Raw genomic sequence first — 13,479 nt, 5'->3', positions numbered from 1 at the left:
ATGGGCTGCTGGCTAAAAATTTATGTTTAAATTTTCGGCGTATTTTAAGTGATTTAAGTCACACTATTGATTAATAGTTGTATTAAATTTGCAATTTAAACAATCGAAGACTGTTTTAAAGCCAATGTTTTTTGCGTTATTCATGCTAGTTCGGAACTCAGTTCCCAAAATGATGCTCGATAGCAACAAAAAAAGCCATCCGCTAAAGGATGGCTTTGAATTGCATAACATGTCTCGAAGCTGTGCTGAATAATTTGAATGAAAAGGACTTATTTTAATATTTGTAATTGTTCCATCAACCAAGCCATGTATTTATCTTGATCCATAAAGTCAGGCGCCGTCCCTGTATCCAAACTATAAAATTGTTGATTAAATTCAATCACAATCTGTTCAGTCAGATGCCAATCTTCAATCATGCGAAAATACTGACTGAAGAAAAACCGGTTCTTGCCCCAATTGTTTAGACTTTCCAAACGTGGATATTGGCGGTTTGCGATAAAGTCGATATAGACCTGCTGAATATCATCAAAAATCTGAATAGCTCGCATGAGCATGGACCTCTATATGATGTAAAACCCTGCTAAAAGCCACTTTATCGCGCAAATTTGAAAGAGTGATGACAGTCAGTTAAAGCTTTTGTTTCAACTCTGAACGGTTCTTTTGGCGAATCTCATCCATTTGCGCATTGAGCTCTAACATCTCTGTATAAAGCTGATTAAACTGCTTTAAAGGCGCATCTTCATAGAACATAAATAATTTATTTTTCTTTTCCCATTTATTGGCTTTCAGCACAGCAAAGAGCTCATCAGCCTTCGCCAAGCTTTGCTTTTCTAACTCAAATAAAGCATGCGACTCATCACTATCACGACTGTCTCTTAAACTCTGGGCAATTTGCTGACGAAACACCTGTTTGACCGCCAACTGTTTGGCCTGAGCTAAACCATTTTCCTCTTGCTGTGTGGTTTTTTGCTCATAAGCATCGACTACTGCATGCACCTGTTGCAGCATTTGCTCAGTCTCTTGATATTGGTTTTTTTTATCTTGCAACAAGCGATCGATGTCGAGAAATTTATCCCAATTCAGTGCTTTAAGATCACGAATATATTGATTTCGCGCTTCTGCACGCTGCAGCATTTGGCTCAAAATAAAATCCGACATGATTTTATAATCACCCGTTAGCCGTGCATCTGTCACATTAAGTTGTATCGGTTCTTCCCAGTGCTGAGCTTGCTGAAAAATTTGCTCGGTTTTTTCGCGCAAAACCGTTTCATAGGTCGAGAGTTGCACAGCTTCTTTTTGCTGTACTGAATATTGATAAAACATCCATCCAAAGACCAATACCGTAGCACTGGCCAAGACAACAAAGATACGCGGCATAATGAGCTCCGAATGCCCTTTTATTCAGTTTAACCAAAAGTTTGAAGATTGACGATAAAATAGCCATGCTTTTTAAGGAGGCTATTTGAAATCATCAATATAGAAAGTCTTAAATTGCGCATGTCATCAAAACGAAAATTCATGGATAAAACATGAATTTTCGCCTTCAATTTGCTGTAGAGATGTATTCGATTATGGGGTCTTGATCGGATTGGTATTTAACTGACGGTCGATGTTTCCGAGATTGATTTGCTCACGACTGATTTGCACATTGGTCGCATTACGGTCGATCCCAAAGGGTTGCAACATAATATATAAACCATTGCGTGGGTCAGAAGACTGCAAACCTGCGGCAATATTTAAAACATGCTGTTGCATCAAAGGCGATAAATTCGACATATCTGGCACTGCTGTGGCAGGTAAGATATCAATATTTGACACGATTGTTGCATCGACACCTTTGTTTTGAGTATCGCGCTCAAGTTGCATCACCCGTTGCTGTAAGGCTTTACGGCGATCCACCTGCTCTTGGTACTCAACAATGCCCGTCTCTGCACGCATTTCACGCTCTGCCATAATGGTTAAAGCAGGCATCTGAATGGCTTGTTGTTCGGTGTCCGCAGCTTTTGTTGTGGCTTTTTCCGCAGCCAAAGTATTCATAGCCGTCATTGCTGTACTAACAAAAACCAAAACGGAGACAGATTTAGGGAGATTCATCATGTTTATTCCGAGAGATTTAAAAATAGAAGATTGAAAAAATTTACACTGCTATTATTGTACAGCAATTAATCAACTCACTAGATTTAACCCCGACAAACGGCAGGATAGCACAGCTAGTTTAAACCTCACGTTGCTCATTCTGGACTTGAGATATCATCCTTTACCTATCTGCATTACCACTGCTTTTTCTTTTTTATACTGTTCCAATTCTTAACAGCACAGGAAATGACAAAGCAAACTCTTGCTGCGGATGACGGCTAAAGAAGTCGTGCAAAGCTGCACATGGTTGAAGTGTCGGATGTTGCTGTTGATAATGTTTTAACCCAGACCATGTTTGCAAATAGTCCAAAATTTGCTGTGAACTCCACCTGTAATTTAAAAACAGCTGAGGTGTCGCTAACTCCTGAAATGGAAACGGAATACTGCGATATTCTTCGTCGATGTAACAACGTTCAGCATCCCAATAGCCTTTTAATGTGACAAAATACAGATCCTGTAAAAGCTGGTTCAATTCCGCGTGTTCAAATTGAATCAGACCATAACCCACAATGGCGATATGACCTTGGGGTTTCAATACGCGTCGTACTTCTGCATAAAATGCAGCAAAATCGAACCAATGAATCGCTTGCGCGACTGTGATTAAATCCACTGAATGGTCTGCAAGCGGACAATGTTCGGCGCTAGCTTGCTCATAACGCACATTGTCTAAATTGGGTGCTTGTGCCAATTGTTCAGCACTCAGATCTGTCGCTAAAACCTGTTGAAAATAGGGTGCCAAACCTTTGGTAAATTGACCTGAACCTGCACCACAGTCCCATGCCAGTTCACGCACGGCAACATGCTGCAAGATGCTATCGACGACTTCAGCAGAATAACTTGGACGTGATTGTTGATACAGCGCACTCCCTGTAGAGAAAAGGTCTTTCATTGTAGAAATTCATTGGTTATTTTTTTATCAGTTTAATCGAATTTTTAGGGGCAGGAACTAGCATTTAAGTCACAACTTCAGCGATAAAATGTGAGCTTCTATCATTTACTCAATCACGTGCTGTATATAAAAACTGGCCTGCGCAATCGGGCTTAATTGATCATTCATTTGATAATATTTCACATCATAATGACCAGTTTTCCATCCAGTCATGGGATAGAAACTCACCCAGTTTTGTTGCTGTTGCTCACTAACTTTGCGTGGCGTAAAGAGCAGCACTTCACCGCTATCATGATGCGTCCAACGCACCATGACTTGCATATTGTTTGGAACTTTACCCATGGTATCAAAATGTGCATACAACGGCTGTGTGACATAGATTTCACGAGGCAAGACACTATCTACATCTAACTGTGATTGATCTGTCACATACGCTTGCCCTGCCAATCGCTGATGCGGATCATTTTTGGCTTGTAGAAATTCGTCTAACATCTGCTGCGCAAATTGTTGCTTATTTTGAATCCCTGCAAAACTGTAATTGGGAAATGCCTGCTGTAAATATTGCCCCAATTGTTGATCTGAAGTCTGCTGAATAATGCTCTTTAGCTGACGATGTTGGCTTTTGAGTTGTTGCTGTATATCTTTAGAATGAGGTTGATCCGAGGCATCTTGATCTAAAGCCAAGAGTGCCACAGGATTACTCGTCGCCAAAGTTACAAGCGAGTGCTCAGGTGGCGGCGACGTCAAGCTTGGTTGGTCATTCCACGATGCCGCAATATAGCCCAGTGCAAAACAGAGCAGTCCAATCGCCGCATATTGAAGTCGCTTCAACTGTCACTCCACGAATCTATGTTCATTTGATTAAAGCCTACAGCGGAGCACTTCTGTGCCGACAATATATTCACCAGAGCTCATCGTCGTACCCGTGTTAATCACCTGATTTAAGCTAAAGTTAGATCCAACTTTTAATTTAAGCAGACCATTATCACATGCTGCAGTTATTCTGCTGCCCGATTTCATATTGGATACACAGCCCGTTTTGGTCACGGCAAAAATTGTTTGCCCTGCGGAAATACTGGTGCTGCATGATGCTGTGATTATTTTATCGAGCGATGATTCACAAGAAGAACAATTGCCATTATCACAAAGCGCTGCTGCATTTTCACTTTTACATTCATAGGTCACACCATTTTGAATAATGGTTTTAGAATAGGAAGAATCGACATTACTGCCGCCCCCGCCACCACATGCGCTCAGCAAGACACTCATACCGATCAAAACAGGAAATAATATTTTCTTCACAACCTTAACCCTTATTTTTTAATAATTTTCTTATAGCCATTGGGCTCATCATCTGGCATGGATTGTAGCAGTTAAACTGTGCGAAATATCAACACCTGAAAAACAGCAGACGAAAAAAAACCTCAAACAATGGTTTGAGGTTTTTTCGAATATGGTGGCGAGACCCAGGATCGAACTGGGGACACACGGATTTTCAATCCGTTGCTCTACCTACTGAGCTATCACGCCGATGCGGTGTATTAAGCCGCATCTCAGTTAATTAGTCAATCATATTTATAAAAATATTTTTCGTATGCATATTTTTTAGGCAAAAAAAATCCCTGATGGGATCAGGGATTGATAAACTGAAAAATCAGTTTTGAATATGGTGGCGAGACCCAGGATCGAACTGGGGACACACGGATTTTCAATCCGTTGCTCTACCTACTGAGCTATCACGCCGATGGGGCGTATTAAACAATTTCAGTCTCATGGCGTCAAGCATCCGTTGCGCTTTTTTGTGCAAATGTTTATTTTTAAATCAATATTTCACACTATTTGCTTATTTTTTGAGTGATTTCAAATTTCCACAGCTGAAATTACAGTGACGAAACTGTATTTATCCAACAAAAAAGCAGCTCAATGGCTGCTTTATTATTGGAGGGCAGGTTATTCAGCCGCAGTAATTTTTCCAATGTGTGCCAAACAGCGGTGGATCGCGCCACAACCTGGTTCAAAAGTTTTCACCCCTTTTTCTTCTTCCATACGGGTGGCCTCACTGACCAAGCGCTCTGCAACACCACGCCCACGATTTGCAGGGTGTACCACAATATATTCAAGGGTTTTGCTTTCACCTTGGCCTGTACACCAAATCGCACCAATCAATTTTGTATTAAATTCTGCAGTATAAACTAAGGTATACTGAGCTAAGTTCTGCTCAAGTTGTTCAATCGCATCGGAACCGTCGCTAAACTCAGGGCTGGTGTCATACAGTCGCTCAAGCTGGCTGCGCACTTCATCATTTTCCAAAGAAGTATAGGCATGTACGGTAATAGGCATTGATAAACCCTCCTGAGCAATCTAATATGCGGTGACTTTTCGTCACAGCGAAAATATTTTTTACATCAATCATTTTGACGTATTTGAGGAACGTGTCTATGACAGATCGTATCAGTGAAGTGGTAAGAAACACCAACGAAACCAAAATTCGAGTTCGTGTGAATCTTGATGGTACTGGTCAAGGCACTTTAAACACTGGTGTTCCATTTTTAGATCATATGATTGATCAAATCAAGCGACATGGTCTGTTTGATATTGATATTCATTGTGATGGCGATCTTGAAATTGACGATCATCATACCGTAGAAGACTGTGGGATTACACTTGGCCAAGCCTTTGCTCAAGCACTGGGCAATAAAAAAGGCTTACGTCGCTACGGTCACTTCTATGCGCCGCTCGATGAATCACTGAGTCGTGTTGTGGTGGATTTATCTGGCCGTCCGGGTCTTTGGATGGATATTCCATTCACTCGCGCGCGCATCGGGACTTTTGATGTGGATCTTTTCTCTGAATTTTTCCAAGGTTTTGTGAACCATGCGTTAATGACGCTGCACATCGACAACCTAAAAGGTAAAAACAGCCACCACCAAATTGAAAGCGTATTTAAAGCCTTTGCCCGTGCATTACGTATGGCGTGTGAAGTTGACCCGCGTGCCGAAAATACTGTTGCGTCTACCAAAGGAACATTGTAATGACCCGTATTGCCCTTCTTGACTATGGCATGGGAAATCTTCACTCAGCAGCAAAAGCCCTCGAACACGTGGGCGCAACTGTTGATGTCACCAATGATCCTAAGCTGATTGCACAAGCAGATAAAATTGTGTTCCCCGGTGTGGGAGCAATGCGTGACTGTATGCAAGGCATGCATGATGCAGGCATTGATGAAGTGGTCCGTAAAGCGGCATTTAATAAACCTGTGCTTGCGATCTGTGTCGGTATGCAAGCCCTAATGCAGCATTCCGAAGAAAATGGCGGTGCAGATGCATTGGGTATTTTTGAAGGTTCGGTTAAACGCTTTCCTGACGTAGAGGGATTAAAAGTGCCGCACATGGGCTGGAACCAAGTGCATCAGGCAGACCCTAGCCACCCGATGTGGAAAAACATTGAGCAAGATGCACGTTTCTATTTCGTACATAGCTTCTATGTAGAGCCGCAAGATTCAAGCATTGTCGCTGCTACCTGTGACTATGGTTTGGAATTTTGTACCGCAATTCACAAGGAAAACTTGTTTGCGACACAATTTCACCCAGAAAAAAGTCATACAGCCGGTCTGCAATTGCTGAAAAACTTTGTGGAATGGGATATTTAAAATTCCTTCACCGCAAAAAAGCCCGCTCCTTGTGGGCTTTTTTGTACAGTTTATTTTTCATCCTTTTATTTTCTACATATTCATTTTAGAATTTGCCTACTTATAAAAATACCAACGCCTAGGAATAATAATGAATACCTTCACATCTGACTCACCGACCCAAGCCAGTGGTCGCTTTAGCCGTCGCGCATATCTTGCATGGAATCTACTTCTCGGCATTATTTTTACGCTAATTGCTGTTGTGGTCGGCCTGCTCATACCCGGTGCGCAAAATGCGCTGACTGAGGGTGCTATGTCAACGCCACTCATGATTATTTTCTTTATCATGTATGCCATCGTCATTTATTACAGCGTCATTTTCTTAATCCGTCGTTTACATGACCGAGACCATTCAGGATGGCTTGCACTGCTGATCTTAGTTCCTGTAGTGAATATATTGTTTGCGCTCTATGTGTTATTTGCACCGGGTAATAGCGGTAGTAATAGCTTTGGACAACCACGCCCGACCAAAGGCTGGGAAACAGTGCTGGCTGTTTTGTATATCATGGTGTTTATAGTCGGGATACTTGCTGCGATCATGATTCCGTCTTACCAAAACTATGTGATCCGCTCTCAACAAACCACGATTCAACAACAATAATGATAAATCATTAGATGCCGCCTAGATCGCTCTAAACAGCAATACATCTACTCAAACAAGCTCACACAAGTGGGCTTTTTTTGTACTTTACCTTTATAATCAACGCGCTTTTTTGGTACAGGATCAAATCCTGTACTTTTTCACATTTTTATGTCGTTTTTAGCTCAATTTTTTGCGGCTAAAAATGAATGATAACAATACTTTTTACGATAATTTAAGATCATTTAATATGAATAATTCACCCAATATAAACTCTGGCTGGAACCGTGACGGTCGCTTTAATCGCATGTCATTTATCGGTTGGAATGTCTTCTATGGCCTCATGCTAAGCATACTGATGCTGCTGATTGTCAGCATGATGCCCAATACTCTCAATGCCCTAATAGCTCACGCTGAAAATCCAATGACGCAAGTGATTGGATTTATCCTAAATGTTTTAATGCTGATCCCTTTGATGATTTTTTCAGTGCGTCGTTTGCATGACTTTAATCTCTCAGGCTGGTTTGCACTCTTAGAGCTGATTCCGTTGCTCAATATCGTCATGTGCATTGCGCTGATGCTCATCCCGGGGTCTGCAAATGCCAATCAATATGGTGAGCCACGTGAATCCAAAACATGGGAGGTGGTTCTCGCCTTTCTCTTTATCGGTTTATTCTTACTGATCTTGGTAAATGTATTATTTACTGCGCGTTTTCTGTTTTAAGTTACTGTCTTTAAACCTCTTGGTCCACTGTGTTTAAGTGCCCTCGTCACTGTCATAGCAACGCGCTATGACAGGCAAGTGAGTCAATGGCTCATGCTCAACGCCACATCTCGGTATTTGCATTTCCCTACTAAACGCTCTAGGCTGCAACAACAAGCCTTTGAATTAAATCACAATGACTGATGCTCTACTGACACCTATTTTACCAACAAAAGAACAGATTAAAAATTTTCCATTGTTCCAAAATTTAGTGCCAGAGCAGATCCATGTCATTCACAATGCAGAACAATGCCAACACTGGGCCGATGAATTGCAGACGACTGCCTTATTCGGTTTCGACTCTGAATCTAAGCCGACTTTTCGTAAAGGTGAGGTCTCTACCGGTCCACATTTAATCCAACTTGCGACGGCGCAACAGGCGTGGTTGTTTCAAATGAACGAATGCACTTGGGATTTTTTAAGACCAATCTTGAGTAATCGTGATCAAATTAAAGTGGGATTTGGCTTAAAAAATGATGCGCATTTATTTCGTAAAAATGGCATCGAACTGAATAGTGTGTTGGAACTCTCCAAGTGCTTTGCTTCTTTTGGCTTAAGCCAACCCGTCGGTTTAAAAAATGCCATGGCACTGCTTTTTCGTGTGAATTTTCCAAAATCTAAATCGGTCAGTACCTCGAATTGGGCCAAAAAGCGCTTAAATCCGGAACAAATTCGTTATGCCGCTGCCGATGCCTATGCCCCTGTTTTGGTCTTTGAAGAATTATTACAACGCGGCTTATTACCTAAAACCATTCCCAATACCTCCCTCAAACTAAGAATTCGTCCGCACATGAAATTATAAACCCTTAATTATTTTAATGATTTAAATTATATTCAGCGATGTAACCGCTCTGTAACTGGATATTGCCCCAATCTATGGCAAGACCAAGTGCAAAGATCGGCTGAAGAGTGCCAATGAATTTGCAGTTTATTTGCGCTAAAGATTTGAACAGTACCTTATTGCCTTAAAAATAGTCACAGCACAGTCTAAAAAAAATAAAATCGCACCTTTTAAGTACATTTATATCTTTGATTTAACTCATTTTAATTACATTAATACACATTTATATTTTTATTCGACTAAGATTTTGATCTCTCTAGATTTTCTAGCAGAATTACATGATTTATCTCATTCATTCTATACTTTCATAATTTGTTTTCATCAGTCCCCTTTTGCTAAAACAAATCTGCCAAATACATAACACATCATAATTTAAAAACTTGGAGAATCTGACATGTTGAACTTATTTACAGGAAAAATCAGCGGTGTACTCAGCCTGACTTTACAAGGGATCAGTAAAGCAGTTGGACTGGTTTTAAATACTGTTTTGGATACAGTAGACAGCGTATTAGAGACCGTAAGTAGCTTAACAGCGCCCTTAACGGATGCACTGACTGAGCTTCCGCTCATTGGTGGGACCATCGAAAAAGTACTCGCAGTTGAAAATCAGTTAGTCGGCACCTTAGGTGATGGCTTACATGCGGTAGCCGATCAACTAGCGACAGGTGATCTTCTCGGCGGTGTACAGACCGCTCTCAATGGCGTAACTGGGGTGGTCGGTCAAACTGTGACTGAAGTTGCAAGTTTGGTTGATCATCTCAGTGGTGTGGCTGCACCAATCACAGATGTACTTTCTGACCTGCCATTGTTGGGCGGTCTATTGGATGCAGTAGGCGAAACTACGGGTAATTTAACTGGCTTGTTGGCTGAAACGGGCGACTATGTAGCCAGTATTGATCCTACCGAATTATTAACATCCGTCCTGAACGATCCTTTAGCAAGTGTGGGTAGTGTCGTGCAAGATGTTTCAGGCACTTTAGATGCCTTACTGGATGACATTGCACCGATTACATCGATTGCCACTGAACTTCCTGTAGTCGGTGATCTCGTTCAAGTGGTCGGTGAAAGTACCACAGCCCTCAATCAAGGCTTATACGATGTCGGTAGCTTACTTCAATCCGTAAACAGCGATTTATTACAAACAACCGCTTATGTTTAATGACTAAAAACACTAATACACAGCGCATTTTTATAGACCAAGAATAAAATCCAATCCTCTATTTGCACTGGCCTGACACATGTCAGGCTTTTTTAATTCATCAATTCTGATATTACCATTTAGTGAATAGCCGTTTATTTGATAAGATTAGGCACAAATTTATTCTTAATTTGATTGAGCAAGGAGCGAAAGCATGCTGATCATCCCTGCAATTGACCTGAAAGATGGCAAATGTGTCCGTTTAAAACAAGGTCGTATGGAAGACGATACCGTATTTTCTGACGATCCAGTGGCAACTGCACAGCATTGGGTAAATGAAGGCGCGCGTCGCTTACATTTGGTAGATTTAAACGGTGCTTTCGCTGGTACACCGATTCATAAGCCTGTGGTTGAAGCGATTGCTAAAGCACAGCCTGAATTGCCAATTCAAATTGGTGGTGGTATCCGCTCTCTTGAAACCATTGAACACTACCTTGATGCAGGCGTCTCGTTTGTCATCATTGGTACCAAAGCGGTAAAAGAACCTGAATTTGTTGAAGAAGCGTGTAAAAAATTTGCAGGCCATATCATTGTCGGTATCGATGCCATGAATGGCATGGTGGCAACAGATGGTTGGGCAAATGTCACTGACGTGAAAGCCACTGATTTGGCAAAACGCTTTGCAGATGCTGGCGTATCAAGTATTGTCTACACCGACATCGCACGTGATGGCATGATGCAAGGTGTGAACGTTGAACAAACCGTTAACCTTGCAACGTATTCAGGCTTACCTGTTATTGCATCGGGTGGCGTGACCAACCTTGACGACGTGCGTAACTTAAAAGGCCAACCGGGTATTTTAGGTGCGATTACCGGTCGTGCAATTTATGAAGGCACATTGAACCTTCGTGAAGCTCAATTACTGCTTGATCAACAAAGCTTGTAATTTTCCCGAGCAGAAAAGAGGTCTTCGGGCCTCTTTTTTTATTTCTCCTCTTCGAACAATCAAATACACATGCCAACCGTCCAATCTGCTTGGAAAGCCAAGTTTCCGCAGCTCACACTCATCCTGATTACCATGATTTGGGGCGCCAGTTTTATCACCGTGCAATACGGTTTAAATTTTAGCAGTCCAGTGCTGTTTGTCGGTCTACGTTTTGCCGCAGCGACTCTGGCTGTGAGTCTGTTATCGCTCAAATATCTTAGACATTTTTCTCAATACGATGTCATTGCGGGCGCAAGTATTGGCGTGGTAATTGCGATCGGCTATGCGACGCAAACAGTCGGCTTGCAAAGTATCAGCAGCAGCGAATCGGCTTTTTTAACTGCGCTGTATGTACCGCTGGTTCCGATTTTTATGTGGCTGTGTTTTCGGCATAAACCACATCTGATGACATGGCTAGGTGTAAGTTTGGCTTTTGTCGGTTTGGTCTTTTTAACTGGTAATGGTTTTGGCGCCATTCAGCTCAATTTCGGACAAATCATTACGCTGCTCGGGTCGATTGCCATTGCCTTTGAAATTATCTTGATCAGTTATTTTGCACCCCGTGTCAATCTGCGCAGAGTGACGGTTCTACAGTTGGCATTTGCCTCTCTGTTCTGTTTTTGCTTTGCGCCACTGGTGGGTGAAACCACTTTGCCAAAATTTGAATGGCCATTAATCGCTGTACTCTGCGGATTGGGGCTAGCCAGCGCCGTGATTCAACTGGTCATGAACTGGGCGCAGCGCATGGTTGACCCTGCACAGGCAGCAATCATCTATGCAGGTGAACCGGTTTGGGCCGCGATCATTGGGCGACTTGCCGGTGAACGCTTAACACCGCTCGCCTTTATTGGCGGGCTTTGCGTGGTTCTCGGTGTGATTGTGAGTGAATGGCGGCCGAAATGGTTAAAGAAAAATATAGATAAAACTACAGAAGAAATATCTTAACCCTCAAAACAGCCCTCAACGACGAGGGCTGTTTTGCATGATACCCTTCATAAATAAAGGAGGCTTAAATTTAGAAGGACACCATCTTGCCCGGATTGACCATAGCCCCCAGCCCATAAGCGGTTTTCGCCATTGGAATCACCATCGGTGCAAGTGCGCGACCAAACAAAATGTCCTGATGCTGAATACTGGTGAGCATTTTAAAATCATCGGCATTGCCACAAAAATCATCGGCAATGGCTTTGCCTATACGCACGGTTTGCGCCACACCATGACCACTCCAGCCTTGCACGGCATAAATCGGATATTTCCCATCGGACTTACGGCTATCGGCTGCGCCATTCATGGTTAAATCTGTGGTGCCACTCCAAACAAAATCCAGCTCAACCTGTTTCAATTGCGGGAACACATGCTTGATTCGGCTCAGTAAATAATCATGGGTTTTTTCAGGCGTCCAGCAAGAACCCGTCCCTTCACCGCCAAACAGCAAACGGTTTTTAGATACCCCGCGATAATAATCAATTTGGAACTGTGTATCGTACACAGGTGCATCGCTCGGCAGAATTTCAGCAAGATCGAGCTCTAAGGGCGCTGTGGTACACACATAAGTATAAAATGGAATGGTGGTTTGATTATGGCTTTGCAGCAGTTTAAATGAGGCATGATGTACCCCAATCACGGCGCTCTTACGTGCTTTAATCACACCGCCAGTAGTCGTCACATAAATCCCATCTTCACGCTCATCCACCGACAGCACTTCGGTTTGCTCATAAATTTTGCCACCTTGTTGACTAAAACCATAAGCAAGGCCACGGTTTAAAGCCAAAGGATGAATATGCCCGCCGAGGGTATCGAGTAAACCGCCATAATAATTTTCCGATTTCACATGCTCAAACAACTCGTGCTTGCCCATAATCTGGGTATGGTCTTCACCCAAATATTTACGCGCATCTGCACCTTCGGTTAAACCCACCAAATGCCCTGGGTGTACGGCTGCGGTAATGTGCTGATGTTTGCGTTGTAGATCTAAATCATAGTTCTGCGCAATTTGGTCAATTAAAGACATCGCCTCCGTCGAAGTGAAGTGCCATAAGCGTTTAGCCTCTTCATAACTAAAGTGCTCAATCATTTCCCCTGCTTCCCAACGCGCCAGGCCTGGGGTTAATTGCCCACCATTACGCCCCGATGCAGCACTACCAATACGGTTTTTTTCGACCAATACTGTATCTACACCTTGTTCTGCCAAATGCAGTGCCGTGGACGCACCCAATAAGCCACCACCAATCACCACCACATCACACTCAATATCTGCATCAAGGGCATCAAAAGCCTGCCATGCGCTTAATGAGCTTTCATAGTAATTGGCTGGAAAATCAAAACTGCCACGCACAGGATTGACCCAATTCCACTCTTTACCGCTTTGCACATTGACACTGTTTTTATATTCAACATCATTTACAAATTTTGGCTTTGTATTCATTTTATTTACATTCCTATTTATCAATTCTATTTAA

The 13,479-nt window shown here is 42.4% G+C and carries 16 protein-coding genes and 2 tRNA genes; 8 read left to right on the top strand and 10 right to left on the bottom strand.

The features are described 5' to 3' along the window. Positions 1-269: 269 nt before the first annotated feature. From FTU05_RS09365 to FTU05_RS09325, 9 genes are all read right to left on the bottom strand, one after another. Entirely contained in the window at positions 270-548 is a 279-nt protein-coding gene (locus tag FTU05_RS09365) for a hypothetical protein (RefSeq protein ID WP_078190480.1), read from the bottom strand. 79 nt (positions 549-627) lie between these two features. Next, positions 628-1,377, bottom strand: a complete 750-nt coding sequence (locus tag FTU05_RS09360) for a hypothetical protein (protein WP_180165102.1) — start codon at positions 1,375-1,377, stop codon at positions 628-630. A gap of 192 nt (positions 1,378-1,569) precedes the next feature. Further along, positions 1,570-2,097 carry a hypothetical protein gene (locus FTU05_RS09355; protein ID WP_257222199.1) on the bottom strand — a complete coding sequence of 176 codons (528 nt, stop codon included), beginning with the start codon at positions 2,095-2,097 and terminating at the stop codon, positions 1,570-1,572. Between the two features lie 193 nt (positions 2,098-2,290). Beyond that, positions 2,291-3,025, bottom strand: coding sequence for a class I SAM-dependent methyltransferase (locus tag FTU05_RS09350; RefSeq protein ID WP_180165100.1), 735 nt, complete (start codon positions 3,023-3,025; stop codon positions 2,291-2,293). Positions 3,026-3,130: 105 nt separating this feature from the next. After that, a complete protein-coding gene (locus FTU05_RS09345; RefSeq protein ID WP_180165098.1) occupies positions 3,131-3,856 on the bottom strand; it encodes a hypothetical protein in 726 nt (241 codons plus the stop codon). Between the two features lie 30 nt (positions 3,857-3,886). Then, complete coding sequence (locus tag FTU05_RS09340) at positions 3,887-4,327, bottom strand: hypothetical protein (RefSeq protein WP_257245672.1); 441 nt, start codon at positions 4,325-4,327, stop codon at positions 3,887-3,889. Positions 4,328-4,479: 152 nt separating this feature from the next. Then, positions 4,480-4,555: transfer RNA gene (locus FTU05_RS09335), tRNA-Phe, on the bottom strand. 137 nt (positions 4,556-4,692) lie between these two features. Continuing rightward, positions 4,693-4,768 (bottom strand) — tRNA-Phe (locus FTU05_RS09330). A 207-nt stretch (positions 4,769-4,975) separates the two neighbouring features. Beyond that, positions 4,976-5,365 (bottom strand): GNAT family N-acetyltransferase, encoded by a 390-nt coding sequence (locus tag FTU05_RS09325; RefSeq protein ID WP_078190486.1) that lies wholly within the window; start codon positions 5,363-5,365, stop codon positions 4,976-4,978. A gap of 98 nt (positions 5,366-5,463) precedes the next feature. Between FTU05_RS09325 and hisB the strand changes: the two genes are divergently transcribed. The 8 genes from hisB (at position 5,464) to FTU05_RS09285 (ending at position 11,965) form a co-directional block, all read left to right on the top strand. Next, positions 5,464-6,057 carry an imidazoleglycerol-phosphate dehydratase HisB gene (gene hisB / locus FTU05_RS09320; RefSeq protein WP_078190487.1) on the top strand — a complete coding sequence of 198 codons (594 nt, stop codon included), beginning with the start codon at positions 5,464-5,466 and terminating at the stop codon, positions 6,055-6,057. Continuing rightward, positions 6,057-6,674, top strand: coding sequence for an imidazole glycerol phosphate synthase subunit HisH (gene hisH / locus FTU05_RS09315; RefSeq protein ID WP_078193147.1), 618 nt, complete (start codon positions 6,057-6,059; stop codon positions 6,672-6,674). The genes hisB and hisH overlap by 1 nt, the downstream gene beginning before the upstream one ends. Positions 6,675-6,804: 130 nt before the next feature. Beyond that, on the top strand, positions 6,805-7,314 hold the full coding sequence (locus FTU05_RS09310) for a DUF805 domain-containing protein (protein WP_180165096.1): 510 nt from the start codon (positions 6,805-6,807) through the stop codon (positions 7,312-7,314). A gap of 229 nt (positions 7,315-7,543) precedes the next feature. After that, positions 7,544-8,017 (top strand): DUF805 domain-containing protein, encoded by a 474-nt coding sequence (locus FTU05_RS09305; RefSeq protein ID WP_180002795.1) that lies wholly within the window; start codon positions 7,544-7,546, stop codon positions 8,015-8,017. Between the two features lie 175 nt (positions 8,018-8,192). Then, a complete protein-coding gene (locus FTU05_RS09300; RefSeq protein ID WP_180165094.1) occupies positions 8,193-8,858 on the top strand; it encodes a 3'-5' exonuclease in 666 nt (221 codons plus the stop codon). 433 nt (positions 8,859-9,291) lie between these two features. Continuing rightward, positions 9,292-10,056: a hypothetical protein gene (locus tag FTU05_RS09295; protein ID WP_180165092.1), complete on the top strand. Its 765-nt coding sequence runs from the start codon at positions 9,292-9,294 to the stop codon at positions 10,054-10,056. 193 nt (positions 10,057-10,249) lie between these two features. After that, entirely contained in the window at positions 10,250-10,981 is a 732-nt protein-coding gene (gene hisA, locus FTU05_RS09290; protein ID WP_078190493.1) for a 1-(5-phosphoribosyl)-5-[(5-phosphoribosylamino)methylideneamino]imidazole-4-carboxamide isomerase, read from the top strand. 69 nt (positions 10,982-11,050) lie between these two features. Continuing rightward, a complete protein-coding gene (locus FTU05_RS09285) occupies positions 11,051-11,965 on the top strand; it encodes a DMT family transporter (RefSeq protein WP_180165090.1) in 915 nt (304 codons plus the stop codon). A gap of 70 nt (positions 11,966-12,035) precedes the next feature. Here the strand turns inward: FTU05_RS09285 and FTU05_RS09280 are convergent, their stop codons facing one another. After that, complete coding sequence (locus FTU05_RS09280) at positions 12,036-13,445, bottom strand: FAD-binding oxidoreductase (protein ID WP_180108829.1); 1,410 nt, start codon at positions 13,443-13,445, stop codon at positions 12,036-12,038. Between the last annotated feature and the right edge of the window lie 34 nt (positions 13,446-13,479).

It is taken from the genome of Acinetobacter sp. YH12049 (assembly GCF_013419875.1).
Classification (GTDB): domain Bacteria; phylum Pseudomonadota; class Gammaproteobacteria; order Pseudomonadales; family Moraxellaceae; genus Acinetobacter; species Acinetobacter amyesii.
This window is presented reverse-complemented; position numbering and strand designations above follow the sequence as displayed.

Bases quoted from the DNA above. Each gene is read 5' to 3' on its own strand.
- FTU05_RS09310 (WP_180165096.1), top strand. From the start codon at position 6,805: ATGAATACCTTCACATCTGACTCACCGACCCAAGCCAGTGGTCGCTTT.
- FTU05_RS09305 (WP_180002795.1), top strand. From the start codon at position 7,544: ATGAATAATTCACCCAATATAAACTCTGGCTGGAACCGTGACGGTCGC.
- FTU05_RS09350 (WP_180165100.1), bottom strand. From the start codon at position 3,025: ATGAAAGACCTTTTCTCTACAGGGAGTGCGCTGTATCAACAATCACGT.
- FTU05_RS09360 (WP_180165102.1), bottom strand. From the start codon at position 1,377: ATGCCGCGTATCTTTGTTGTCTTGGCCAGTGCTACGGTATTGGTCTTT.
- FTU05_RS09325 (WP_078190486.1), bottom strand. From the start codon at position 5,365: ATGCCTATTACCGTACATGCCTATACTTCTTTGGAAAATGATGAAGTG.
- FTU05_RS09365 (WP_078190480.1), bottom strand. From the start codon at position 548: ATGCGAGCTATTCAGATTTTTGATGATATTCAGCAGGTCTATATCGAC.
- FTU05_RS09280 (WP_180108829.1), bottom strand. From the start codon at position 13,445: ATGAATACAAAGCCAAAATTTGTAAATGATGTTGAATATAAAAACAGT.
- FTU05_RS09355 (WP_257222199.1), bottom strand. From the start codon at position 2,097: ATGATGAATCTCCCTAAATCTGTCTCCGTTTTGGTTTTTGTTAGTACA.
- FTU05_RS09295 (WP_180165092.1), top strand. From the start codon at position 9,292: ATGTTGAACTTATTTACAGGAAAAATCAGCGGTGTACTCAGCCTGACT.
- hisH (WP_078193147.1), top strand. From the start codon at position 6,057: ATGACCCGTATTGCCCTTCTTGACTATGGCATGGGAAATCTTCACTCA.
- hisB (WP_078190487.1), top strand. From the start codon at position 5,464: ATGACAGATCGTATCAGTGAAGTGGTAAGAAACACCAACGAAACCAAA.
- FTU05_RS09285 (WP_180165090.1), top strand. From the start codon at position 11,051: ATGCCAACCGTCCAATCTGCTTGGAAAGCCAAGTTTCCGCAGCTCACA.
- FTU05_RS09300 (WP_180165094.1), top strand. From the start codon at position 8,193: ATGACTGATGCTCTACTGACACCTATTTTACCAACAAAAGAACAGATT.
- hisA (WP_078190493.1), top strand. From the start codon at position 10,250: ATGCTGATCATCCCTGCAATTGACCTGAAAGATGGCAAATGTGTCCGT.